General features: G+C 59.9%; 27 protein-coding genes and 1 pseudogene. 9 read left to right on the forward strand and 19 right to left on the reverse strand.

Annotated elements, in window-relative coordinates; translation table 11 throughout:
* The first annotated feature begins 27 nt into the window (after nt 1–27).
* Nucleotides 28–1,257, forward strand: coding sequence for a sensor histidine kinase (locus tag JDEN_RS08350; protein ID WP_015771934.1), 1,230 nt, complete (start codon nt 28–30; stop codon nt 1,255–1,257).
* A 9-nt stretch (nt 1,258–1,266) separates the two neighbouring features.
* On the opposite strand, the gene JDEN_RS08355 is transcribed toward JDEN_RS08350, so the two are convergent.
* Nucleotides 1,267–1,890: a response regulator gene (locus tag JDEN_RS08355; RefSeq protein ID WP_015771935.1), complete on the reverse strand. Its 624-nt coding sequence runs from the start codon at nt 1,888–1,890 to the stop codon at nt 1,267–1,269.
* 145 nt (nt 1,891–2,035) lie between these two features.
* Here JDEN_RS08355 and JDEN_RS08360 point away from each other — a divergent pair, with 145 nt between their 5' ends.
* Nucleotides 2,036–3,004, forward strand: a complete 969-nt coding sequence (locus tag JDEN_RS08360; protein ID WP_015771936.1) for a phosphoglycerate dehydrogenase — start codon at nt 2,036–2,038, stop codon at nt 3,002–3,004.
* A 141-nt stretch (nt 3,005–3,145) separates the two neighbouring features.
* Here JDEN_RS08360 and JDEN_RS08365 read toward each other — a convergent pair whose 3' ends face one another.
* Nucleotides 3,146–3,400, reverse strand: a complete 255-nt coding sequence (locus JDEN_RS08365; RefSeq protein ID WP_015771937.1) for a Txe/YoeB family addiction module toxin — start codon at nt 3,398–3,400, stop codon at nt 3,146–3,148.
* On the reverse strand, nt 3,401–3,679 hold the full coding sequence (locus tag JDEN_RS08370; protein ID WP_015771938.1) for a type II toxin-antitoxin system Phd/YefM family antitoxin: 279 nt from the start codon (nt 3,677–3,679) through the stop codon (nt 3,401–3,403). It abuts the gene before it with no gap.
* On the opposite strand from JDEN_RS08370, the gene JDEN_RS14320 reads away from it, so the two are divergent.
* Entirely contained in the window at nt 3,678–4,007 is a 330-nt protein-coding gene (locus JDEN_RS14320) for an NAD(P)-dependent oxidoreductase (RefSeq protein WP_407928326.1), read from the forward strand. The genes JDEN_RS08370 and JDEN_RS14320 overlap by 2 nt on opposite strands.
* Nucleotides 3,973–4,494: a GNAT family N-acetyltransferase gene (locus JDEN_RS08375; RefSeq protein ID WP_226926569.1), complete on the forward strand. Its 522-nt coding sequence runs from the start codon at nt 3,973–3,975 to the stop codon at nt 4,492–4,494. Before JDEN_RS14320 ends, JDEN_RS08375 begins: the two co-directional genes overlap by 35 nt.
* 10 nt (nt 4,495–4,504) lie before the next feature.
* On the opposite strand, the gene mutM is transcribed toward JDEN_RS08375, so the two are convergent.
* The 6 genes from mutM to coaD all read right to left on the reverse strand — a co-directional run bounded on the left by mutM (nt 4,505) and on the right by coaD (nt 8,163).
* Nucleotides 4,505–5,434: a bifunctional DNA-formamidopyrimidine glycosylase/DNA-(apurinic or apyrimidinic site) lyase gene (mutM, locus tag JDEN_RS08380; protein WP_015771940.1), complete on the reverse strand. Its 930-nt coding sequence runs from the start codon at nt 5,432–5,434 to the stop codon at nt 4,505–4,507.
* Between the two features lie 6 nt (nt 5,435–5,440).
* Nucleotides 5,441–6,181, reverse strand: a complete 741-nt coding sequence (gene rnc / locus JDEN_RS08385) for a ribonuclease III (protein ID WP_049754459.1) — start codon at nt 6,179–6,181, stop codon at nt 5,441–5,443.
* A gap of 22 nt (nt 6,182–6,203) precedes the next feature.
* The gene (gene rpmF, locus JDEN_RS08390; RefSeq protein ID WP_015771942.1) at nt 6,204–6,398 is read right to left on the reverse strand and encodes a 50S ribosomal protein L32; all 195 of its coding nucleotides are present in this window, start codon (nt 6,396–6,398) and stop codon (nt 6,204–6,206) included.
* A gap of 2 nt (nt 6,399–6,400) precedes the next feature.
* The gene (locus JDEN_RS08395) at nt 6,401–6,931 is read right to left on the reverse strand and encodes a YceD family protein (RefSeq protein ID WP_015771943.1); all 531 of its coding nucleotides are present in this window, start codon (nt 6,929–6,931) and stop codon (nt 6,401–6,403) included.
* 167 nt (nt 6,932–7,098) lie between these two features.
* Nucleotides 7,099–7,602 (reverse strand): hypothetical protein, encoded by a 504-nt coding sequence (locus tag JDEN_RS08400; RefSeq protein ID WP_105597337.1) that lies wholly within the window; start codon nt 7,600–7,602, stop codon nt 7,099–7,101.
* Between the two features lie 78 nt (nt 7,603–7,680).
* Nucleotides 7,681–8,163, reverse strand: coding sequence for a pantetheine-phosphate adenylyltransferase (coaD, locus tag JDEN_RS08405; protein WP_015771946.1), 483 nt, complete (start codon nt 8,161–8,163; stop codon nt 7,681–7,683).
* A gap of 73 nt (nt 8,164–8,236) precedes the next feature.
* Between coaD and JDEN_RS13030 the strand changes: the two genes are divergently transcribed.
* Nucleotides 8,237–8,962, forward strand: coding sequence for a GNAT family N-acetyltransferase (locus JDEN_RS13030; protein ID WP_015771947.1), 726 nt, complete (start codon nt 8,237–8,239; stop codon nt 8,960–8,962).
* Here JDEN_RS13030 and rsmD read toward each other — a convergent pair.
* The 3 genes from rsmD to JDEN_RS14205 are packed head-to-tail and all read right to left on the reverse strand — an operon-like array spanning nt 8,947 to nt 13,324.
* A complete protein-coding gene (gene rsmD / locus JDEN_RS08415; protein ID WP_015771948.1) occupies nt 8,947–9,522 on the reverse strand; it encodes a 16S rRNA (guanine(966)-N(2))-methyltransferase RsmD in 576 nt (191 codons plus the stop codon). The genes JDEN_RS13030 and rsmD overlap by 16 nt on opposite strands.
* A gap of 17 nt (nt 9,523–9,539) precedes the next feature.
* On the reverse strand, nt 9,540–11,792 hold the full coding sequence (locus JDEN_RS08420; RefSeq protein WP_015771949.1) for an ATP-dependent DNA helicase RecG: 2,253 nt from the start codon (nt 11,790–11,792) through the stop codon (nt 9,540–9,542).
* A gap of 17 nt (nt 11,793–11,809) precedes the next feature.
* Nucleotides 11,810–13,324 (reverse strand): DAK2 domain-containing protein, encoded by a 1,515-nt coding sequence (locus JDEN_RS14205; protein WP_143713282.1) that lies wholly within the window; start codon nt 13,322–13,324, stop codon nt 11,810–11,812.
* A gap of 409 nt (nt 13,325–13,733) precedes the next feature.
* Between JDEN_RS14205 and rpmB the strand changes: the two genes are divergently transcribed.
* The gene (rpmB, locus tag JDEN_RS08430; RefSeq protein ID WP_015771951.1) at nt 13,734–13,925 is read left to right on the forward strand and encodes a 50S ribosomal protein L28; all 192 of its coding nucleotides are present in this window, start codon (nt 13,734–13,736) and stop codon (nt 13,923–13,925) included.
* 157 nt (nt 13,926–14,082) lie between these two features.
* Entirely contained in the window at nt 14,083–14,598 is a 516-nt protein-coding gene (locus JDEN_RS08435; protein ID WP_015771952.1) for a GNAT family N-acetyltransferase, read from the forward strand.
* On the opposite strand, the gene JDEN_RS08440 is transcribed toward JDEN_RS08435, so the two are convergent.
* Nucleotides 14,567–15,634 carry a thiamine-phosphate kinase gene (locus JDEN_RS08440; protein ID WP_015771953.1) on the reverse strand — a complete coding sequence of 356 codons (1,068 nt, stop codon included), beginning with the start codon at nt 15,632–15,634 and terminating at the stop codon, nt 14,567–14,569. The genes JDEN_RS08435 and JDEN_RS08440 overlap by 32 nt on opposite strands.
* Before the next feature lie 47 nt (nt 15,635–15,681).
* On the opposite strand from JDEN_RS08440, the gene JDEN_RS08445 reads away from it, so the two are divergent.
* A complete protein-coding gene (locus tag JDEN_RS08445) occupies nt 15,682–16,155 on the forward strand; it encodes a DUF3515 family protein (RefSeq protein ID WP_015771954.1) in 474 nt (157 codons plus the stop codon).
* Nucleotides 16,156–16,203: 48 nt separating this feature from the next.
* Here JDEN_RS08445 and JDEN_RS08450 read toward each other — a convergent pair whose 3' ends face one another.
* A complete protein-coding gene (locus tag JDEN_RS08450) occupies nt 16,204–17,364 on the reverse strand; it encodes a D-alanine--D-alanine ligase family protein (RefSeq protein ID WP_041288371.1) in 1,161 nt (386 codons plus the stop codon).
* Between the two features lie 108 nt (nt 17,365–17,472).
* On the opposite strand from JDEN_RS08450, the gene JDEN_RS08455 reads away from it, so the two are divergent.
* Complete coding sequence (locus tag JDEN_RS08455) at nt 17,473–18,675, forward strand: trans-sulfuration enzyme family protein (protein ID WP_015771956.1); 1,203 nt, start codon at nt 17,473–17,475, stop codon at nt 18,673–18,675.
* On the opposite strand, the gene JDEN_RS08460 is transcribed toward JDEN_RS08455, so the two are convergent.
* The 5 genes and pseudogenes from JDEN_RS08460 to leuC form a co-directional block, all read right to left on the reverse strand.
* The gene (locus tag JDEN_RS08460) at nt 18,644–19,675 is read right to left on the reverse strand and encodes an NAD(P)H-dependent glycerol-3-phosphate dehydrogenase (RefSeq protein WP_015771957.1); all 1,032 of its coding nucleotides are present in this window, start codon (nt 19,673–19,675) and stop codon (nt 18,644–18,646) included. The two genes, JDEN_RS08455 and JDEN_RS08460, sit on opposite strands and share 32 nt — an antisense overlap.
* Nucleotides 19,672–20,412 carry a lysophospholipid acyltransferase family protein gene (locus tag JDEN_RS08465; protein ID WP_226926568.1) on the reverse strand — a complete coding sequence of 247 codons (741 nt, stop codon included), beginning with the start codon at nt 20,410–20,412 and terminating at the stop codon, nt 19,672–19,674. The genes JDEN_RS08460 and JDEN_RS08465 overlap by 4 nt, the downstream gene beginning before the upstream one ends.
* 54 nt (nt 20,413–20,466) lie before the next feature.
* Nucleotides 20,467–21,786 (reverse strand): UDP-N-acetylglucosamine 1-carboxyvinyltransferase, encoded by a 1,320-nt coding sequence (gene murA, locus JDEN_RS08470; protein ID WP_015771959.1) that lies wholly within the window; start codon nt 21,784–21,786, stop codon nt 20,467–20,469.
* A 200-nt stretch (nt 21,787–21,986) separates the two neighbouring features.
* Nucleotides 21,987–22,649 carry a 3-isopropylmalate dehydratase small subunit gene (gene leuD / locus JDEN_RS08475; protein ID WP_041288372.1) on the reverse strand — a complete coding sequence of 221 codons (663 nt, stop codon included), beginning with the start codon at nt 22,647–22,649 and terminating at the stop codon, nt 21,987–21,989.
* A gap of 56 nt (nt 22,650–22,705) precedes the next feature.
* Nucleotides 22,706–24,109: pseudogene (gene leuC, locus JDEN_RS08480) on the reverse strand (3-isopropylmalate dehydratase large subunit); the annotation flags it as partial.
* Nucleotides 24,110–24,214: the final 105 nt, after the last annotated feature.

Consider the following 24,214-nt stretch of genomic DNA (forward strand, 5'->3'; position numbering starts at 1 on the left):
ACTTCCTCACTACGACAAGGACGAGCGATGCTGCCCTCCGAAGCTGACGCAATTGAACGTGAAAAGTGGCTCAGCGCTGGGTCGGAGATCACGACAATGCTTCTCCAGGGTTCCCCTGAGGAGGATGTTCTTGAGCATATTGTCACCGTGGCGCGTGATATTGCCGATGCGGAAACAGCGGGGCTTGTTCTTCCTGGGTTGCGGGGAGAACTGGTTATGGAAATTGTGCACGGCTGGAATGCGCACGAACTGCTTGGGCTGGTGATGCCTCGTGAGGGTTTGTCGTGGACGGCACTTCGCACGGGGAAAGCAAAGATTATCCCTTCGTTAGCGAAGGCACGGAACCTGTCGCACCCGGAGATGCGAAAGTTTGGTCCCGCGTTGTACGCCCCGATGGGCACAACGGAGAAACCCGTGGGTGTGTTGGTGTTGCTCCGCAAAGTGGGTGAAGAATCGTTTATCACCAAGGATTTGGAGCGGGCTTCGTCGTTCGCAGACCAGGCTGCTCTTGCCCTTGTTCTCTCGGAAGCACGTCAGGCGCAGGATTTGTCGAAACTTGTTGAGGAACGTGAGCGGATCGCCAGGGACTTGCATGACCTTGCAATCCAACAGTTGTTTGCCACCGGTATGCAACTTGAGGTGGTACGCCGCCGTGCTGCTCGTGGTTTAGATAAGGCTGGGCTGATTGCGATCCTTGATGAAGCCCTCGACAATGTTGACAACTCGGTGCGTGAGATTCGTTCCATTGTGCATTCGTTGCGTGACCCTGACGCGGCAACAGGCATTGTGGAACGGTTGCGGCGTGAGTCGGCGCTTGCCCGTACCGGCCTAGGATTTGCGCCGTCGCTGGTGATTTCTCTTGATGGGCAAGACCTTGGCGCATTGGATGAGGCTGAGGACACGATTGACTCGATGATTTCGAAGTCGTTGTCCGATGACATCCTCGCGGTTGTGCGTGAGGGACTTGCTAATTCGGCCCGTCACGCACAAGCTCAGTCTGTGGCGGTTCGGGTGTCCTTCCATTCCTCGCCTGCACCAGGGGAACCTGGCCGGGTTGATATTGAGGTGGAAGATGACGGCATCGGGCTGAAAGACGTGTCTGGGCGCAAATCAGGGACGTGGAACCTGGCTGCACGTGCTCGCCAACACGGTGGTGCGTACGCTCTCGATAACTCCCCTACGGGCCGTGGCGCGTTACTGACCTGGACCGCCCCGATTAGCGGTGTTCAGGCCATATCACCCACCACGGTCCCGTAAGGCCGCGACCTATTTGCCTGGTTCTGACCAGGCGTGGTGTTTACGGGCAGCAACCCACGCTGCGACTTGGGTTCGGCGCTGCCACCCCATTTTTGCCAGCAAGCTCGTGATGTGGTTTTTCACGGTTTTTTCCGCGATGGACAACCGTTCGGCAATTTCACGGTTGGAGAGCCCTTCACCAATGAGTTCAACGACACGTAACTCTGATGGGGTGAGATCCTCGGTGGGGTCATCGTGTTCTTTGCGGCGGCGAGTCACGGTTCGCTCGTCAAGCAGGACACGGCCTGCTGCGACAGCGCGGACCACCTCGGCGATCTCAGCTCCTCGCACTGACTTCAACACGTAGGCGGCGGCCCCCACATCGAGAGCGGCGGCGAGCGCGGAGTCGTCGTCAAAGCTGGTTAACACGATTGCACGGATCTCGGGTTTTGATTGCCGGAGTGTGCGCATCATGTCGATGCCGGTTCCGTCAGGAAGTTGGAGGTCAACAAGCATAACCTGCGGGTTGACTAGTTCGGCGCGTCGGATTCCTTCCGCGACGCTGCCTGCTTCGGCAACCACGCCCATCCCTTCGGTGCGGTCAATCACCTCAGCGATTCCGCGACGGACGACTTCATGGTCGTCAACGATCATGACTCTGATGTCTGCGGCTTGGCCGCTTGCTGTGCTCTCCACACGGTCATTCTACGCATTGGGGCGCGCTTTTCCTTCGAGTTGTCCGGTGTTTCGGTCTTGCAGTGGACCTGCACGACCGCTGGGTGCCAGATAGCCTGGTGGCGTGAAGATTTTGGTGCCCAGCACAGTTCATGATGAGATTCGGGTTCCACCTGGGGTGACGGTGGCCCGATACGACCCGCGTGTGGAGGTTCCCGCTGAGCACCATGACACACAGGTTCTTGTTGCGTGGGGGAATTCTCGGAAAAATTTGGCCGGGTGCGCCCGCGACTTGGCGAACCTCCGATGGGTGGCTGCGCTGTCAGCAGGAGTGGACGGGGTTATTCACGCCGGTTTTGCCCCTCATGTGATGATCACGAGCGGGCGTGGGTTACATGATCGGCCAGTGGCTGAACACACGCTCATGATGATTCTTGCGGCGGTGCGCCGGTTTGATCTGATGCATGAGGCGCGGTGTGATCACCGGTGGGATCTTTCCCTTGGTGGCGTGCAGCACCCTGGTTTGTTAACGGACCGCACACCCGGTGATGGCGGGCTCCCCGGCTTAGGCACCATTGATGGAGCAAACATCATGATTTGGGGGTTTGGGTCTATTGGGCAAACGTTGGCCTCTTACGTCACAATGCTGGGTGCGCGGGTACTCCCGGTTGCGCGCAGTGAAGGGGACCGAGCAGGCTTCCACACCATGACCCCTGACCACATGGGTGAGGTGCTGCCCGTCACGGACATCCTTGTCTCCGTGTTGCCGGCAACCGCTGACACTTTAGGGGTAGCAAACCGTCAAATTTTCGATGCGCTCCCCACCCACGCGTGGTTCGTGAACGTGGGCCGTGGCAGCGTTGTCAACGAGGACGACCTAGTTGCCGCATTACATTCAGGCTCCCTTGGTGGAGCAGCCCTGGATGTCACCGACCGTGAACCACTCCCAGACTCTTCCCCATTATGGGACGCCCCCAACCTGATCCTTACCCCGCACGCTGCAGGTGGACGCCCAGAAGGGGCTGGTGAGTTCCTGTCCACAAACATTGAGGTATTCCATGCAGGCGGCACCCCCGCCAACCTCGTCACCTAGACGCCCTTATTTCCCTGGGACACCAACCTTACTTCCATGAACGTTGCCATCCGCCCCGGTATGACCGCTCGTGACCGGTTCGTCAAACACCACCAGGGCGTTGAAGACCAGGGCACCGAGGTGATCCACCGGCAGTTTGCCTCAGTAGTGGTAGCGGGCCTGCAGGATCACGAGATCGTCGCCGTCGACGAGATAGACGAGCCTGTGCTCCTCATTGATCCGCCGGGACCACGAGCCCTGCACGCCGTACTTCAGCTGCTCAGGCTTGCCAATGCCCTCGAACGGCTCGCGCAGGCAGGCGTCAATGAGCAGGTTGATCCGCTTGAGGACCCTCCGGTCGGCCGTCTGCCAGTGCTTGTAGTCCTCCCAGGCGGCCTCGTCCCAAACCAGCCGCACTCAGATGCCCCGAGGCTGATCTGCGGGCTCGTCGGAGCGGTCGAGTTCGTGAGCCTGCACCTTCCCGGCGCGGGCGCGGTCGTAGGCGTCGAGCAGCCTGCGCGCGTTCGCCGGCGAGCGGAACAGGTAGGCGGTCTCCTGCCAGGCGGCGTACTCGTCGGCCGGCATGAGCACCGCGTTGCCCTTGCGGGAGACGATCTCGATAGCTTCGTGATCCTGGTTCACGCGCTCGATGAGCGGAAACAGCGTCTTGCGGGCCTCGCTCGCGCTGATGGACATGGCGGTCTCCTTCACTCACTTGGCTGGTACAGATTTATGGTACCACTCAGCACTTGCGGCGCTCAGATTCGACGATCAAGACACACACCGATGCGGAACCTCATCACAGGGAAAACCTCCGTTTCATTCAGGTGCTCTTGGTGGAGCAGCCGTGGATGTCACCGACCGTGAACCACTCCCAGACTCTTCCCCATTATGGGACGCCCCCAACCTGATCCTTACCCCGCACGCCCTTGTTTCCCTGGGGCACGTAGGATCACTGCATGACCAGTGCTGCCCCTACAGTTCACCTGATGACTCCGCGTTTGATTCTGCGCGAGCTCACTGAAGAAGACCTTCCCAGCCTGTCTACTCTCCTCCAGGACGAACAGACAATGCACGCCTACGAGGGTGCGTTCAGCAACGACATGGTTCATGCATGGTTCTGCCGGATGCTCGAGCGGTATGACTCTGACGGGTATGGGTTATGGGCTGCCATCAACCGTGACACTGGTGTGATGATCGGGCAGTGTGGACTGACCCGGCAAACAATACTCGACCGCGATGTGATTGAGGTGGGATACCTGTTTCATCACGCTCACTGGCATCAAGGGTTCGCCGTTGAGGCTGCGTCCGCATGCAGAGACTATGCGTTTCACCACGTCAACGAGCACAAGGTGTGGGCTCAGGTGCGGGACACCAACATTGCCTCCATGAACGTTGCGATCCGCCTCGGTATGACCGTTCGTGGCCGGTTCGTCAAACACTACCGGGGTGTTGACATGCCACACCTAGCGTTCGCAATCAACAATCCACGGTTCACTCAGAATGCGTAACAACCAGGTATTACCCCGTACGCAGTGACCGTTTCCGTTGGCACCGCGGACACCAGAATGAAGACCGGTTCATGAACGCTGAGCGGCGGATAGGGGTAGCACACCGCCTGCATGGCTCACCCTCACGCCCATACACGTTCAACGACCGGTCAAAATACCCCGACTGTCCGTTAACGTTGACATACAAGTCATCAAAGCTGGTGCCGCCCTGCACCAACGCTTCACCCATCACCTCACCCAGGTGAGTAAGAAGACGCCGCCACGCGGTGCGGGTCACCGCGTTCGCGGCGCTCTCTCCATGAATACGCGCCCGCCACAACCCCTCATCAGCGTAAATGTTGCCCACACCAGACATCACAGACTGGTCAAGCAGAAGCCGTTTCACCGCAACCTTCGACCCCACACACCGGTCAAGGAGAGCCTCCCACTGCACAGACCCCACCGCCAACACCGGGTCAAGAAGATCACGGGCGATATGCTCCGCCAACGAAGGGACAACAGCACGTTCGCTACCCCGCCCACCAGGACGCGCATCGGCAGTAGCAACAGTAGGTGACAACGCTAAATACCCGAACGTGCGCTGGTCCACAAAATCAACGACGCCTTCTCTACCGTCCGCTGTGTGCGTCCACAAACGCACCCGCACATGCGGGTGGCGCGGTTCCGCGTCCTGAGCTTCCTTAATGAGCAATTGCCCGCTCATCCCCAAATGGGCGACCAACACCTCACCAGGCTCATCAAACTCACACCACAAGAACTTCCCACGACGCGCCCACCCGCGCATCACCCGGCCAGAAAGCCGCGCACTAAAATCGTGGGGACCACCCTCATGGCGGCGCACCGAATACTCACGGAACACCTCAACACCAGTGACCTGGTGACCCAGCACATGACGAGCTAACCCATCACGCACAGTTTCCACCTCAGGTAACTCCGGCACCCCAGGTCACTTCCCCTGAGCGGCGTCTCGTTCCGCAACAAGCACGTCATAGCTACGGTGCGCAGCCTGCTGCTCCGCAAGTTTCTTTGACGTGCCTTCACCGGAACCATAACGACGGTCCTCAATCACCACAGTGGAGGTAAAAACGCGCGCATGATCAGGGCCCTGCGACGTGAAATCGTACGTCGGTTGCGGGTACCCTAGCTGGGCACACAACTCCTGGATCGCTGTTTTCCAATCCAAACCAGCACCCATTGTCGCGGCCTCACGCATGGTCTCCCCCAGCAACCGGTGCACAAACTCCCGGGCAGTTTCCAACCCATGAGTGACATACACAGCGCCAATGATCGCTTCCACCGTGTCCGACAAAATAGAGTCCTTGTCCGCACCACCAGTACGAGACTCCCCCTTGCCCAGCAAAATATACGACCCCAAATTCAAGGTCCGCGCCGCCTGAGCCAACGGCCGCTGCGACACCGTTGCCGCACGCATCCGCGCCAAATCACCCTCAGGTCGGTCCGGGTGACCACGGAACAACGCTTCCGCACTCACCAGTCCAAGAACCGCATCGCCAAGAAACTCAAGCCGCTCATTCGTGGGGATCCCCCCCGCCTCATGAGCAAAGGATCGGTGCGTCAACGCGAGAACAAGAAGCTCGGGATCCAGATGGATCCCGAGCTTCGAGAGAAGTTCTGACGCCGGCGCGGCCTGTTTGTCTTTCGCAGAAGCCACCGGAGTACCCTTCATCAGGTCAGTGAGGAAAAACCCATCACTCAGCGTGCACGGAACGCAGCGCCTCAGCGTACTGACGCCCGTTGTAGGACCCGCACGTTGGGCACGCAGTGTGCGGCAACTTTGCGGCCTTGCACTGCGGGCAAGTGGCGAGGTTCGCTGCGGTTGCCTTCCACTGCGAACGGCGCGCACGGGTGTTGGCGCGCGACATCTTGCGCTTTGGAACAGCCACGGCTAGCTCTCTTTCGTCTCGTTGAACAAGGTATGTAACGCCGACCAGCGAGGGTCAACATTGTCATGATAGTGGTCATCGTCATCTGCCAGACGCGCTCCGCATTCGGAACACAAACCACGGCAGTCCGGTGAACACAACGGTTGAAATGGTAGTTCAAAGACGACGGAATCGCGAAGAACTTGCTCCAGATCGATTTCATCGTCCTCGAGGACTACAACATCATCGTCCTCGTCTCCCTCGTCACTCATGAGACGTGCACGCTCAGGGTAGAAGAACAGTTCATGGAACGTGACATCAACAGGTGACGTCACAGGTTCCAAGCACCGAACACACTCCCCGCGGGCAGTACCGCGAATGGTTCCGGACACAAGAACACCTTCAACAACCGACTCAGCGCGAACAGACACGTCAAGTGGGTCGCCTTCAGGAATGCTCAGGACAGGTGTACCAAAGTCAGCCGGCGCGTGAAGGTCGAGGTCATACTCACGCATGGACCCTGGACGGCGGCTGAGCTCCAACACATCGAGCACAAACGGCGAACGTGGGCTTGCGATGATTGACTCCCTTTTTCATAGCGATAGTGACAGGTGAACACACCCATTAGCGCGCAACCGCTGCACGCCAACGATTAATCCTACGCCACAGAGCCCCAACACCCAACCCTTCACGGGTCACAGTGCCGGTGATACCAACCACATCACGTCTCCGGCGAATCCTGAGCAAGCCGCTGCCCCAACCGGGCCCGACCCGCCTGAACCTGCGTCACCAACTTACCCAAATCAATCTCAAACTCAGCAAGCCGTCGGTCACAATAATCATCCGCTTCGTGCCGCAACCGCTCCGCCTCAACACGAGCCTGAGTCACAATCTCCTCAGCACGCCCCTGCGCGACCCGCACCACCTCTTCGCGAGCAACCAACTCCTGGGCCCGCGCGCGAGCAGCCGCAACAATTCGGTCCGCCTCATCACGCGCATCGTCAAGCACATGCCCCGCATCTGACAACACCTCATCAGCACGCGTAATCTGCGTAGGCAACTGCTCACGCAGTTCATCCAACAAATCAAGCGCCTCATTGCGGTTCACCAACACCGACGACGACATCGGCATCGCACGGGCACGCTCCACCAAGTCCGTGAGAGCATCCAACAACGCTGGAACTCCCAGCCGATCCTGTTCCACAAACGTCTCCGACGACGGCATATCAGACATGGTGACCTCGTTGTGTAAGCGGGCTGACCGTTCCACCATAACGCCGAGACAGCACGTTAGCGCGAAGACTCACTCAGTGGGTGAAAAACGCTCACGCAACGCAACCGCAACCGCTGGCGGAACAAACGTGGACACATCCCCACCATGGCGAGCAACATCCTTGACCAGAGAAGACGCCACATGCGCATGCTCAGGCCGAGCAGGAAGAAACACCGTATCCACCCCAGAAATCGCCCGGTTCATACCAGACATAGCCAGCTCCTGATCCACATCAGCACCCGACCGCACACCACGAACAAGCACCCTCGCCCCCCGGTCAACGCAATACTGGGCGATCAACCCATCGGTCACATCGACAGTGACACCAGGAAGATCAGCAACGACCGCGCGCACCAACGACACCCGCTCGGCCACCGAAAACACTGCGTTCTTCGCCGCGTTGCCCGCAACCACCACGATCACCTCGTCAAAAAGCTCGTGTGCGCGTTTCACCACGTCGTAATGCCCCCACGTGATGGGGTCGAAACTTCCAGAACAAACGGCTATAGTCACTCTGCAAGGGTAATGGAACGGACGCTTTCATGGGCGCCCAACAACACCATTGCCACCACGGCACGATGGGATGATGACCTTGCCTTTCGCGGTGCTCGAGTCACCACAGGACCTCGCAGAATTTTATGACAATGTGCTCCTTCCGTCTTTTCCTGCAACGGAGCTGGTCACAAAAGACGAATTTCTCGAAGCCTGCACACAACGTTTCCTGCACGTCATTGGTGCAGTAGAAGATGGAAAAATCATTGCCGGTGCGGTAGGAACAGTACCCACCCACGAAGGCGTCATGATGCTGCTGTACCTCGCCCTGCAACCCGGGCTCCGTGGAGCAGGAATCGGAGGACGGCTCGTGGACTGTGCCGTTGCGAAATGGTGTGACGAGTTCTCCCCCACCATGATCCTCGCCGAGGTGGAACACCCCACCTACCACCCCAGTTCCGATGACCACGGTGACCCTGCTGCCCGCATGCGCTTCTACGCAAAGCACGGCGGCCGCATCCTTGACATCCCCTACTTCCAGCCAGCAATCCGCGACGGGGAACCACCTGTTCCCGCGCTCATGCTGGTCACCTTGTGGGTTGCCCCTGAAGCCTTTATTGATGAGGACACCATCATTGCGTGGCCACTTCGAGCAGCCCTTCGCCGTGAAATAGTTGACACCTGCCCAGAAGGGTTTGGTCCAGCTATTGCTGTTGCAGAATCAGTTGCAGGTGACGCGGTACGGCTGTGGCAGCCCACAGACATCGACCGAGTCCCCGTCGGCCTATTTGACCCCAGCGAGTATCACGCGCACGTGTAACCAACGAGCGGCACTTCAGGTTCCACGTAGTACACGGTTGACTCACCGTAGGTTTTACTTGTCATGACCCGCCATTGTTTGGGCAAGAGAGGCATCCCACTGCGTGCAGAACGCTCAATGACGATCACAGCACGTTCGTCAACATGCGGAACAAGCGCCGCCAACACATCATGAAGACGCTCATTGCTGAGGTCATACGGCGGGTCTAGAAACACGACATCCCATGGTGGGGAGGTCGGTAGCCCAGCCACGTGTTCCGCGCGGTCACACCGCACGCTCACCCCAGCCAAACCGAGTTTTGTGGCATTGTCTCGGGCGATGCCGGCTGCAGCTTTGTGTGCCTCAACCAACAGCACCTCCCGCGCACCGCGGGATGCTGCTTCTAACCCCAGCGCCCCAGAGCCCGCATACAGGTCAAGAACCTTGGTGTCCCGGAGAAGGTCGTAGTGCTCCAGGCGGGAGAAAATCGCTTCGCGTACTCGTTCGCTTGTGGGTCGTGTCCCTTTCGGGGGAACTTTGAGTACTCGGCCGCCTGCCAGGCCCGCAACGATTCTAGTCACCGTGGGATTCTACTTCGTTAAGCGCGGTCAAGGTACTCGTCGCGACCAGCGTCACTATAGGCCCTGACTGCAGCAGCCAGTTCCGGGTGGTCTGTGAGTGTGGGGTCTGCAGTCACGATGGTGATGGCATCTTCGCGGGCGGTGGCGATCAGGTCTGCATCGGTGATGACGCGCAAGAACTTCAGGGAACTTCCCCGCCCCGATTGGGTTGCCCCTAACACGTCCCCTTCACGCCGAAGTTCCAAGTCTCGCGCGGCGAGGTCGAACCCGTCGGTGGTGCTGGCGACCGCGTTGAGTCGGTCATCAGCGGGGGTTCCTGGTTGGGTGTCGGCCACGAGGAGACACAGTCCAGGTTCGGTTCCTCGGCCAACCCGGCCACGGAGCTGGTGGAGTTGGGAAATCCCGAACCTGTCCGCATCCAGGATGATCATGGTCGATGCGGTGGGGACGTTGACCCCCACCTCGATGACCGTTGTGGCAACCAGGAGCGGGGTGGTGTGGTCGGCGAAGTTGACCATGGCTGCGTCTTTGTCGTCGCCGGACATCCCGCCATGCAAGACACCGATGCGCACCCCTGCGAGCGCGGGTTCGTTGGCGAGCATGGTGGCGGTGGTGGTGACGGAGGCGAGGGTGCGTGGGGTGGGTGTGTTGTCGAGGGGCAGTGTGTCAGGGTCGGTGAGGTCGGGTTCGGTGGTGGGGTCTGGTTCGGTGTCGTTGATGCGGGGGCAGACGACGTAGACCTGGCGGCCTTGGTGGATTTCTTCGGCGGCGCGTTGCCAGACTCTGCTCATCCAGGTGGGGTTTTTTGCGGGGACGCGGTGGGTGGTGATGCCGGCTCTGCCTGCGGGCATGTCGGTGAGGGTGGAGATGTCGAGGTCGCCGAAGACTGTCATGGCGACGGTGCGTGGGATGGGGGTGGCGGTCATGACGAGCATGTGGGGGGTGTGGGTTCCGCGGGTGCGGAGGGTGTCGCGTTGGTGGACGCCGAATCGGTGTTGTTCGTCGACGATGACGAGTCCGAGGTCGGCGTAGTGGACGTTGTCGGAGAGTACTGCGTGGGTGCCGATGATGATTCCGGCCATGCCGCTGGCGATGTCGAGGAGCGCACGTTTGCGTTGTGTGGTGGTCAGGGAACCGGTGAGGAGGGTGATGGTGGTGGCGGGGCCCTTTGTGAGGGGCCCGTTGGCGAGGGGGCCAAGGAGTTGGGTGAGGGTCGCGGCGTGTTGGGTTGCGAGGACTTCAGTGGGGGCAAGGAGTACTGCTTGTCCGTGGTTGTCGATGACTTGGAGCATTGCTCTGAGTGCGACGAGTGTTTTTCCTGATCCGACGTCTCCTTGGAGGAGGCGTTGCATGGGGTGGGTGGAGGCGAGGTCTGTGGCGATGTCTGCGCCGACGTCGCGTTGTCCTTGGGTGAGGGTGTAGGGCAGGGTCGCGTCGAAGGTGTCGGCGAGTTGACCGGCGATGTGGGGGCGGGCGGTGGCGGGGAGGGTGCGGGTTGTGTGGCGTCGTTGGATGAGCGCGGTTTGGATGACGAAGGCTTCGTCGATGCGCATGCGGTGACGGGCGCGGCGCCAGTCGCTGTCGGTGTGGGGTTGGTGGATCATCCGCAGCGCTTCGTAGGCGGTGGGGAGTTGGTCGCGTTCGCGGATGGTGGCTGGGAGTGGGTCGGGGACGTCGGTGGGGGTGAGTTGACCAAGGACGGTGGCGACGGCGCGTTCGATGCGCCAGGTGGGGACGCCTGCGGTGGCGGGGTAGATGGGGATGGGGCGGTTGGCTACGTCGATGGCGTCGTCGGTGGTGGTGGCGTCGATTCCGATGATGATGTAGTCGGGGTGGGTGAGTTGGCGTTCGCCTCGGTAGTCGCGCACTGTTCCGGTGAAGAGGGCGACTCGACCGGGTTGGAGTTTACTTTCGTGGACGCGTAGGGCTCCTGCGCTGCGGGCGAAGAACGCGAGTGTGAGTGTGTGGGTGTCGTCGGTGACGAGGGCGGTGAGTAGTGCGCCGGATCGGGATCGCATGGTGCGGGTGCTGGTGGAGTGGATGCGCGCCATGACGGTGACGTGTTCACCTTCGGTGAGTGCGCCGATGTTGGTGAGGCGTCCAGGTTCGGCGTAGCGCCGTGGTGTGTGCCAGAGGAGGTCTTGGGCGGTGGTGAGCCCAAGTTTGGTGAGGGCGGTCGCGGTTTTTGTTCCGAGGAGTTTGGTGAGGGGCCGGCTGAGGAATGGTTGGTTGGCGAGGGCGTCGTCGGTGAGGGGGGCCGGGTGGCTCATGGGGGTCTCCTGCAGCGTCAGTGATGACGGGTGAGGGTGATGTCTGCGGTGGTGCCGGCGGTGTGGGCGGGGATGACGGTGAGGTGTGGGGGTGTGGGGTGGAGGGTGGTGAGGTGGTGGGTGAGCGCGCTGATGTGGTGGGCGGGGTAATGCGTGTCGGTGAGCATGGTGATGGTGGTTGTGCCGTTTGTGGCGGGTTGGGGGGCGGCGTCGGTGAGGGTGTTGAGGGCGTTGGTGATCGCTGTGATGGGGTTGTCGTCGCGGGTGAGGGTGAGGTGGGTTGTGGGTGGTGTGTCGTTGGGGTCGATCGCCCAGGCGTGGTGGGTGAGGTGGGTGGCTAGTGCAATGTCGTTGGGGTGTGGTGTGGCGTGGGGGAAGGCCGCGGCGGTGTGCGGGTGGGTTGCGCGGTTGGTGATGTGGAGGTTGCTGGTGTGTGTGTCGTCGAGAAGTGCGGTGAGTTCCTCGGTGGTGATGTGGTGGGTTCCGGTGAGGATGACGAGCGCACCGGTGCGTGCTAGTTCTCGGGCGAATACGGGTGTGCGTAGGACCACGACGGGTTGGGGGGCGTCGGGGGTGTGGGGCGGAGTGAGGGAACGAAGTGCGATGTGACTGACCTGGTCTGCCACGTCGGCGCAGATGTTGAGGACGCGTTCTGGGTGGTCGGTGTGGATGTGGAATGGGACGCTGTCGTTGGGTGATACACCACGACCAAGGACCAGTGAGTCTCCGGCGTCTTTTAGGCGGCGTTCGATACCGGGGCGTTGAGTGGGTGACAGTGGCTTGTTCCAGGTCAGGAGTGCGGTGACTTCATATCCAGCGGTGGTGGTGTCCGTTGTGGTGTGGGGTCTGTTGGGGTGGTCTGGTGCCGGTGGGGTCACACGGAGGAAGTCTTGGGGGGTAGGGCGCCCATTGGTGTGGTGATGGCCGAGGATCGTGGTAGCGAGCGCTTGGATGATGAGCACAAAACCGCAGGCTCCAGCGTCCCGCACACCGTGGTCTGCCAGGGCATCGAGCTGGGTGTTGGTGGCGAGGAAGGACGTGTAGGCCACTTCGGCGAGATTGTCGATGCGCGTGGCAGCATCAGTGGTTGTGTCACCTGTACTCGCGGCGCGCGCAACGGCGTGCGCGACAGTGAGGACGGTTCCGTCCACCGGGTCAGCGACCGCACGGTAGGCGCTGTCAGCGCCCTCGACACATGCTGCGGGCACCCCCGCTTGGGTGTGACCATGGGCGAATCCGTTGAGCCATTGCGCAAGAATGGCTCCGGAGTTCCCTCGGGCGCTGTGCATCGCAGCGCGGGCAACTTCTGACAGGAGGGCGTTGGCCTCAATGTGTGGCTGTGTTCTGGTTGCGGCCTGGGCTGCGCGAGCGGCGTGGGAGATGGTGACAGCCATGTTTGTTCCGGTGTCTGCGTCCGCGACGGGGAACACATTGGCGCGATTGAGCGCATCTCGGGCTTGGGTGAGTTGTTGGGCGGCCTCGTTCATCCACTGATGGACGTGGTCAGGAGTCAGGAGCCACTGGTCACTCACTGCTGCGTCTTCACCGCCCTTCACTGTTTCGTGTCGTGTTGTACCAGCGTACTGCGCACCCGCGACAGTCAGCTGTGCTTGTCACACCTCAACGGCGAGGGTGTCACATCTCACGCATGGGAAGCGATTCGGCCCTAGAGTCTGAGGTGAGTGGTTCGCTAGACTGGACCACGCCTTGTTCCCGTTGCAGCACACCATCATCGTTGTGCAACGTGACGAAGAACGTACGCACTATATTTGGGGTTCGCCCTCCTTATCGGCTAACCTAGTGTAGTTGCCCACTGGGCACGTGGGGACACCACCGCGCTTCGTCGCCCGCCGTCAGGCAGGCGCCACGGTGACAACTCACACCAAGACATACTGACTGAGCCGTCGCATCTCGCGACGTGCATGACGACCAGGAGAGACCGTGGCTGCTATCTGCGACGTCTGCGCCAAGGGCCCAAGCTTCGGGCACAGCATCTCGCACTCGCACGTGCGCACGAAGCGCCGCTGGAACCCAAACATCCAGCGCGTTCGCGCAATCGTCAACGGTGCACCCAAGCGCCTCAACGTTTGCACCTCATGCCTCAAAGCAGGCAAGGTGACCCGCAACATCTGACAGGACACAGCAGTACGCTGACCTGAACGCCACGAGGGAGATCACATGCGTGTGATCTCCCTCGTGGCGTTTTCTGTGCATCCTCAATCCCATGCGTAGACTGGACACAGACAGAACCCCCCTACAACTCACCACAACAACGTGGCAAGGTGGACACATGGCAGAGGAATTCTCACAGATCACCGTTCGACACGCGCAGCACTCCGATGCAAGCGCGATCGCACGCATCCACATCATGTCGTGGCGGCAGGCCTACTCCGGGTACATTTCCAACGACTACCTTGACCAGTTAGACGTGGATGAACGCGAAAACATGTGGCGTGACGTTCTCGCCATGGAGGACACAACCGTATTCCTGGCAGAAAACGGTCGAGTCCTTGGGTTCGCCTCCATTGGTGCCGCAAAAGATGAGGACGCCGAACCAGGCGACCTCCAGTTGTACACCATGTACCTCGACCCGGAAGCATGGGGCCTTGGTGTCGCGAAAGAACTCATGCACCACGCAGATTCACTCATCCCCGAAGGTCACGCCATGACCCTTTGGGTGTTTGAAAAGAACGATCGTGCGCGCCGTTTTTACGAGCGACACGGATTCACCCACGACGGTGTGGAACGCATCGAGAATTACGGGGACGACTACCTCACGTCGCTGCGGTACCGGAAGACCCACTGAAATGGTCCCAGCCTGACCCCATCTCACCGGTCTCCACACCACGCACCCGCACACGGTGAACTGCTCCCCCACAAGGACCACTCGGGGTACGTGGAGGGGGCACCACGGTGCCAATAGCAGTCCACCCGTCAGGAAGAGCAACATCCGGTGGGAACACAGCAATAAACCCATGATCCTCACCCCCTGTGAGCATCCACTGACGTACAACATATGCCGGATCATCCTCATCAACCACGGCCGCTACCTGCATCAATGGTTGAGGGTCATACCAGGTGAGTGGGTCGTCAAGATTGACCCCCACCCCTGAAGCTGTTGCGATTCGCCCCACATCGCGCAGCACCCCGTCAGAGACATCAAGCATCGCGCGGGCATGACCATGCTGAGCCGCCAAACCATGAACAAACGGAGAAGTCGGCGCACGAAATGCAGCCAGTGCACGCTCCACCACTGCCATAGGGGCACCAGGAGCATCTCCTCGGAGATCACCACCATGCTGCAACAGTGCAAACCCAGCCGCTGACCACCCACACGAACCCGTGTGAGCAACAACGTCCCCGACGCTGGCACCTGAACGTAATATCGGGGGCTGCCCACCTAAGTTTCCATGCACCGTCACCGCAACCATGATGACAGGGGCAGCCGTCAAATCACCCCCAACGATCTCCGCACCCACCGTGGCACACACCTGAGACAACCCGTCATAAAAGTCCATCACCCACTGAACCGGGGTGTCACGCGGCACCCCCAACGCGACCACCATGGATGTAGGAGACGCCCCCATCGCAACAATGTCAGCAAGGTTTTGAGTCCCAGCCCGCCACCCCACATCCCGCGCACTCGACCACTCCCGGCGGAAATGATGCCCCTCCACCAACGCATCAGTGGACACCACCACACGACCATCTGGGGCACGCACAACAGCAGCATCATCGCCCACTCCCACCTCAGTGTGGACTGTGCCACAAAGAAACCGCTGGATCCGGTCAATAATCTGCGACTCATCAAGGTCACCCACACGCTCAATCACGCTCGCCACGATACCCACTCCCCACCCACCCAAGCGAACCCGATAGGCTGGTTGCTGTGACCCAACAGCGACGCGCACTCACCCTGAGCGCAAGTTTCCTCATCCTGGCAGGCTGCGCCCCCACGATCGCCACCACCGCTGGCCCCTACGCGCCCGACCCAGCCTGCGCATCAGTGATGCTCGCCCTCCCAGAATCAGTGCTGAACCTTCCCCGGGCGCAAGTCACAGCGCAAGGAACCGCCGCATGGAGTGAAGGAAACGGTGCGGTCGTCGTTACCTGTGGGGTCGAACAGCCCGCCCCCACACAAGAAGACTGCCAATCCATCACCACGAACGTGTTCGGCATCGAAGAAACCGTCGACTGGATCTCCACCTCCGACGACCGCGGGTGGATCTTCACCACCTACGGGCGCGACCCTGCCATCATGGTCCAAGTGCCACACGCACTCAACGAACCACAACCCACCGGCGCACTCGTTGACGTAGCCCCCGCCATCGCGAAAGTCGAACAAACCCAGTTCTGCCGATAACCCACGTTACGTAACTACTGCCCCCTGACAGCGGGCTGGTCACGGCAACTAACGCAGACCCAGCGGACGCTCCAACGCAAGATCAATGAGTTCCGAAATCAACTCGGTGTACGACACACCCGATCGCTCCCACATCCGCGGATACATGGAAATCGGCGTGAACCCCGGCATCGTGTTGATCTCATTGACCACCACTGCACCATCTTCTTGAACAAACACGTCAACGCGAGACAACCCTTCCCCGCCCACCGCGTCAAAAGCGCGAACCGCCACCTCACGCACGGTCGCAGTGGTGGTCTCATCCAACTCAGCTGGGCAACTCAACTGGGCTGACGCATCGTCAAGGTACTTCGCCTCAAAGTCATAAAACTCATGGGCGCTACCAGTCATCGTGATCTCACCTGGAAGCGATGCTCGGGCCGGGGTGTCCCCATGCCCGCCAAGAACAGCACACTCAATCTCACGGCCGACAATGCCCGCCTCAATAATCACCTTCGGGTCATGCTTGAGCGCCTCAGCCATCGCCCGGTCAAGATCACCCACATCGGAGACCTTCGAAATCCCCAATGATGAGCCCGCACGAGTCGGCTTCACAAAAACAGGCAACCCCAACGCCACAACCCGGGCACGAACCTCATCCGGGTCACGCTGCCACTGCCCGGGAAACACAGTGGTATACGGCCCTACTGGAAGGCCATGTCCTTCAAAAACAAGCTTCATGTAGTGCTTGTCCATCCCCACAGCAGAGCCCAGCACCCCCACACCCACATACCGTAGGTCAGCGAGCTCCAACATGCCCTGCACTGTGCCATCTTCACCAAATGGGCCATGCAGCAACGGCAGCACTACATCAACAGGTCCTACCGACTCAAGAACACCATCGCGGATGACCCGCACCTCGTTGTCACCCGAGGCAAAGGGCAACAACACCTCGGTACCGTTGTCCGCCACGTGAGGTAGATCGTCACCCGAGGTCACCACCTCATCAGGATCAGTGGACGCCAACACCCACTTTCCCCCCTGGGTGATGCCCACCGCAACCACATCAAACCGGTCACGGTCAATAGCACGCAACACACCCGCGGCAGTGATACACGAAATAGGGTGCTCACCGGAGCGGCCCCCAAACAGGACAAGAACGCGAGTGCGGACACGATCCGCCGCGTGGGGAGCCCCCAGATTATTGGGGCGCGTCTGAGATGTGGACATGTTTTCCATCGGGTGCGACTTTACCGGAGATTTCACCGTAGTCTCATCAGTATGACCGGCGATCAGCACAATCTCACAGAGCACACACCAAACCAGTCACAACTCCCCATGACCACGCCACCTCACCACGCGCACCCCCCAGTTGCCCACCCCACAACCGGCTGGTCTCCCGCGACCCAGGTTGTCGCCGCTGGGCGTCCTGCCCGCACACGAGGCAACCCCCTCAACCCCCCACTGGTGTTTTCCTCCACATACCACTCCACTGGCACCGTGACGCCAGAAGAATTTCTGTACACCCGGATGGACACAGAAACGTGGCACCCCTTTGAGCAAGCCCTCGCCGACCTTGAGGGTTCCCCCGCACCCGCAGTGGTGTTCTCCTCCGGAATGTCCGCAATCGCAGCTGTTCTCGCTCTCGTTCCCGCTGGTGGGCGGCTCGTTGTACCGCGGCACGCCTACCAAGTCACCCTCGGATTCGCCGCTGACCTCCACACACGACTGGGTGTGGACGTCATCAAAGTCGACATTGATGACACTGACTCCGTCCTCGCCGCCTGCCACGACGCCGATGTCCTCCTCATCGAGTCCCCCACCAACCCCATGCTCGAAGTCGCTGATCTTCCCGCAGTGATCGCAGGAGCAAAACAACTCGGTGTCACTGTCGCTGTGGACAACACCTTCGCGACCCCGTTGTTGCAGCAACCACTGACCCTAGGCGCCGACTACGTCATCCACTCCGCAACCAAATACTTGTCAGGACACTCCGATGTTGTCCTCGGGGTTGTCGTCGCCGCAGACTCCGAGGCACGCGCCCCCATTCACGCATATCGCACCCTGCACGGCGCTATTGCCGGCCCCATGGAAGTGTGGCTTGCCCTGCGTGGGCTACGCACGCTTGCTGTTCGAGTTCGGGAAGCGAACGCCAACGCTCTCTACCTGGCTCACAAACTTCAACAACACCCGGCAATCGCCCATGTTCGTTACCCCGGTCTGCCCACAGACCCTGGCTACACCAACGCAACCGCCACGATGTCCAACTACGGGGCAATTATTGCGATCCAACCACACGGTGATGCAGCCACAGCAGACGCCATCATCGATGCGCTCACACTCTGGACGCCCGCCACGTCTCTCGGCGGAGTGGAATCGACCCTCGAACGACGCCGTCGCTTTGGCACTGAATCCCCCACCGTCCCCGAGAATCTCATTCGCATGTCCGTAGGAATCGAAGACAAACACGACCTGTGGAACGACCTCAATGCGGCCCTTACCCGAGTGGTCAGCGCGTCCCGTCCACACGAACAGGAGTAGCGTCCACACCCTCGGATTTGTGTGGACGAGACAGCAACGCACGGGTCATGTCATCAACCGGCATCCCCTCATGCAACACGGCAACCACCGCATCGGTGATGGGCATGTCCACGCCCACCTGCCGGGCAAGTTCCTGCACACTGCGGCAGGACTTCACACCCTCAGCGGTGCCACCGGTCTGCGCAATGGCCTCATCTAACGTGAGCCCCTGCCCCAAGTGCTTACCCAACGTGTGGTTCCGCGACAAAGGTGAAGCACACGTCGCCATGAGGTCGCCCATGCCGGCGAGCCCAGGGAACGTCTCACCTTCGGCGCCTAATCGAAGGCCTAAGCGAGTAATTTCCGCCAACCCTCGAGTAATAATCGTCGCCGTGGTGTTATGGCCAAAACCGCGGCCCTGCGCCATACCCACAGCCACCGCGATGACGTTCTTGACCGCACCACACAACTCCACACCGATCACATCAGCATTCGTGTACGGACGGAAATATGCGTTAGAACACGCAGTGGTAACCGTTGCCATCGCGTCAGTGCTCGCCCCTGACACCACAGTGGCAGTGGGTTGACGCGCAGCGATCTCAGCAGCGAGATTAGGGCCAGAGACGACCACCACACGATCCGGCGACACAGCAAGAGCTTGACTGACCACCTCGCTCATCCGCAGATCCGTGCCCAGTTCCACACCCTTCATCAACGACACAACCACCGCTGATAGGGGAACACTGGCAGCTAACGGCTCCAAAATCCCGCGCGCAAACTGGGAGGGAACAGCGACAACCACCACGTCCGCCCCGCTCAGGGCCGCTGACGCATCAGTTGTCGCAGTCACACGATCAGGGAGCGTGACCTGCGGCAATCTGCGACTGTTCGTGTGCTCAACGGTAATCTCCTGTGCGGTCGCCTCATCGCGACCCCACATGACCACATCCACACCCGCATCTGCCATCACCTGAGCAAACGTGGTTCCCCACGCGCCCATCCCTAGAACCGCCGCTTTCATTGTTCCTCCCTCGCATGTGTTCGAGGGTTATAGAACCCCGCAGGCGGTTGTTCACCACGCATCTCAGCAATCATTTCCGTGATTGCACGCATAATGCGGTCAGTTGCTTCACGCAACGTGTGAGAATCTGTGGGCCGGTCATACAGGTCCGACAAATCCACCGGTTTCCCGGCACGCAACTGAACGGTTTGCCGCGGGAAAAGCTTGGGGAACTTCCCACCACGCGGCAACACATCAGTGACACCCCACTGTGCCAACGGAATCACCGGGCGTTGCGACGCCAACGCAAGACGGGCGACCCCCGTGCGTGCCTGCATCGGCCAACCCTCCGGGTCACGTGTCAATGTGCCCTCTGGAAACACTGCGATACAGAATCCCGCATCAAGGCGTTCCTTGGCGATCTCGAGGGACTGAGACGCCTCCGCTGATCCACGTAACACCGGGATCATTTGAGTGCGGCGCAACACCCACCCGACGAAAGGAACACGCCACAGGGACGCTTTCGCAAGGATACGCGGGGGACGATTTGCGTTGTACAAAAAGTGCGCAGCGGTTAACGGGTCCAACAGAGACGCGTGATTCGCGGCCACAATGATTCCACCATCGCTGGGAATGTTCTCCATCCCGCGCCACTTCTTGCCAAACATGAGGGTGACAAGAGGCTTAATGATCATGGCAGCAAAACGGTACGTACCGTTTTTCCCAGGATGTGCATCACGTGTTGTTGAATCATTCACCGCACTAGGGTACCGCGACCGAGGAACGGCCACCTGCACTGCCCGTGGGCAGAACTAATCCGACAGCTCGAAGCTCGCCCCCAGCGCCTTGAGTTTGCCCATGAAGTTCTCATACCCACGGTCAATGAGGGTAATTCCACGCACTTTAGAACGCCCCTCTGCGGCGAGTGCGGCAATGAGGTGGGAGAACCCGCCTCGAAGGTCGGGAACCTCAATGTCTGCTGCTGTGAGCGGGGTGGGTCCTGCAACCACGGCGGAGTGGTGGAAGTTCATTTGTCCAAAACGGCAGTCGCGCCCGCCCAGGCATTCTTTGTAGACCTGGATTTGTGCACCCATTCCGCGCAGCGCCTCAGTGAAGCCCAACCGGTTCTCGTACACCGTTTCGTGGACGATAGAAAGCCCTTTTGCTTGGGTGAGCGCAACCACAAGAGGCTGCTGCCAGTCGGTCATAAAGCCAGGGTGAACATCAGTTTCCAACACGATAGATTTCAGGTCACCACCTGGGTGGTAAAACCGAATCCCGTTGTCTTGCACCTCAAACTGTCCCCCCACTTTGCGGAAGGTGTTCAGGAAAGCAAGCATTTCAGGTTGGGTGGCTCCCTCAACAAAAATGTCACCCTTGGTGGCAAGCGCTGCCGACGCCCATGATGCTGCTTCAATGCGGTCACTCAATGCCGTGTGGGAGTACCCTTTCAGCGAGCTGACACCCTCGATCCGGATCACACGGTCGGTGTCCACAGAAATGATGGCACCCATCTTTTGCAGCACGTTGATGAGATCCATGATCTCCGGTTCAATGGCCGCATTAGAGAGTTCAGTGATTCCCTCTGCGCGCACAGCGGTTAACAGCAGTTGCTCTGTTGCTCCGACTGACGGGTAGGCGAGCTGGTATTTTGTCCCCTTTAACCCGTTTGGTGCCGACAGGAAAATCCCGTGTGGGTGTTTATCCACCTGCGCACCGAACGCCCGCAAAATATCCAAGTGATAGTTGATGGGGCGGTCCCCAATACGGCAACCACCCAGGTCAGGGATAAACGCTTCGCCTAAACGGTGAAGCAGCGGGCCACAGAACAAAATAGGGATTCGGCTCGACCCTGCATGCGCATCGATATCTGCGACGTGCGCGGTTTCCACGTTTGATGGGTCCAGCGACAACGTTCCGGCCTCAACGTCATAGTCCACGTTGACACCGTGAAGTTGGAGCAGCCCTGAGACCACGTGAACATCGCGGATTTCTGGCACGTTGCGCAACACTGAGGGGGTTTCCCCAAGGAGCGCAGCAACCATCGCTTTGGACACAAAGTTCTTCGCGCCGCGTACCCGAATAGTGCCGTTCAGAGGCGTGCCGCCGTTGACGTAAAGGAGATCTGACATGAAGTAATCGTTACCTATCTTGAACCGTGCTGCCGGGCGTTTGGTGTTGTTGCAGGTTGATGAACCGACAACTGTTACCCGTTGAGTTAACACAGATGTGGGGTCGCGCATTCCGCGCGACCCCACATTACCGCGATCAGGACCATGAACCTACCGTGGTGGGTAGTTCTTCACGATGCCCGCGCAAACTGTGTGGTGTGTCAGTGCACTGGTTGAGCGTCTTCTTCATCAACCGGGCGGGCAGCTTCCACGTGTTCTTTGGGTTCGTGTTTTGCGGGCAGCGTCTGTGGGCGCCACGACGCACGGTGCGCTTCGAACTCTGTGATGTCACTTTCGTGCTGCAAGGTAAGGCCGATGTCATCAAGACCTTCCATCAACCGCCAGCGCGTGTAGTCGTCGATCTGGAACTGGACGGTCACATCGCCTGCGGTCACTGTGCGATCTTCGAGAGACACTGTCAGTTCTGTGCCTGGGTTTTCTTCCAGGATCTTCCACAGCAGTTCAATGTCTGCTTGGGCGCAAATCCCGGCGACGAGGCCTTGCTTGCCTGAGTTTCCACGGAAGATGTCAGCGAACCGCGAGGACAACACCACCCGGAAACCGTAATCCTTGAGCGCCCACACAGCGTGCTCACGTGAGGACCCCGTCCCGAAGTCAGGTCCCGCCACCAGGACGGACCCGTTGCGGTATGCGTCCTGGTTGAGGACGAACTCTGGGTCGTTGCGCCACGCAGAAAACAGTGCATCTTCAAAGCCTGTCCGAGTGACACGCTTGAGGTAAACAGCCGGGATGATCTGGTCTGTGTCCACATTGGAACGGCGCAGAGGGACACCCACACCGGTGTGTACTGTGATTTTTTCCATGATTGCTCTCCAGTCCTACGCTCAGGCGCCCGTGCCGACAAGTTCAGGGGTGTGTGCTGGCTCAGGTCAGCAGGGGATGACAGGGTTCCGCGGATCGCGGTTGCTGCCGCAACAAGTGGCGACACCAGGTGGGTGCGACCACCTTTTCCTTGCCGTCCTTCAAAGTTGCGGTTTGAGGTGGATGCTGCACGCTCCCCTGGCTTGAGCTGGTCGGGGTTCATACCCAGACACATGGAACAGCCGGCGTTACGCCATTCAGCGCCGAAGTCTTTGAAGACTTGATCCAGTCCTTCAGCTTCAGCTTGGAGGCGGACACGTGCAGAACCAGGAACCACCAGCACACGGACGTCCTCGTGCTTGGTGCGCCCCTTGATGATCTCAACGACAGAGCGGAGGTCCTCAATGCGCCCGTTGGTGCAGGACCCGATGAACACGGTGTCGACTTTGATGTCACGCAATGGGGTACCAGCGGTCAATCCCATGTATTCCAGGGCACGCTCAGCAGCCACGCGTTCGTTTTCGTCGGCGATGTCCTCAGGGTTGGGAACATCAGCGGACAGTGGCAGCCCTTGCCCGGGGTTTGTTCCCCAGGTGACAAACGGCTCAATGTCTTTAGCTTCCAGGACCACCTCAGCGTCGAACACGGCGTTATCGTCGCTGCGCAGGGTTTTCCAGTAGTCCACGGCAGCATCCCAGTCTGCGCCTTCTGGGGCGTGTGGGCGGCCTTTGAGGTAGTTGAACGTGGTCTCGTCTGGGGCGATCATCCCAGCCCGAGCACCAGCTTCAATGGACATGTTGCAGATCGTCATGCGACCTTCCATGGACAACTGACGGATTGCTTCACCCCGGTATTCCAGGACGTACCCTTGCCCCCCACCGGTTCCAATCTTCGCGATGATCGCCAAGATGATGTCCTTGGCTGTTGATCCCTCAGGTAGGTCGCCGTTGATGGTGATCGCCATGGTCTTGAATGGTTGCAGTGGCAACGTTTGGGTTGCCAAGACGTGCTCCACCTCGGAGGTTCCAATACCAAACGCGAGCGCACCAAAGGCACCGTGGGTGGAGGTGTGGGAGTCACCGCACACCACAGTGAGGCCGGGCATGGTTAACCCCAACTGTGGGCCAACAACGTGCACAATGCCTTGGTCTGCGTCACCCAGCGAGTGGATGCGCACACCAAATTCCTTGACGTTCGCCCGCAACGTGTCAATCTGGGTCCGTGAGGTGAGGTCCGCAATGGGCCGGTCAATGTTGAGGGTGGGGGTGTTGTGGTCTTCGGTCGCGATCGTGAGATCCGGGCGGCGTACGGGGCGTCCTGCTAGCCGGAGCCCTTCGAAGGCCTGCGGGCTGGTGACCTCGTGCACAAGGTGCAGGTCTATGTAGAGCAGGTCCGGTGAGCCGTCTGTGCCGCGTCGCACAAGATGCGCTTCCCATACTTTCTCTGCCAGGGTGCCGGCCATGGTGTTTCCTCTCGTCAACCGCTGCGCGTTGGGGCTGCAGCGAACGGTTTTGTCCTGCCTTTATCGGAGAGTCTACTTGCATTCTCAGCCGTTGAGACTGCAATA

Source organism: Jonesia denitrificans DSM 20603 (assembly GCF_000024065.1).
Taxonomy (GTDB): Bacteria; Actinomycetota; Actinomycetes; order Actinomycetales; family Cellulomonadaceae; genus Jonesia; species Jonesia denitrificans.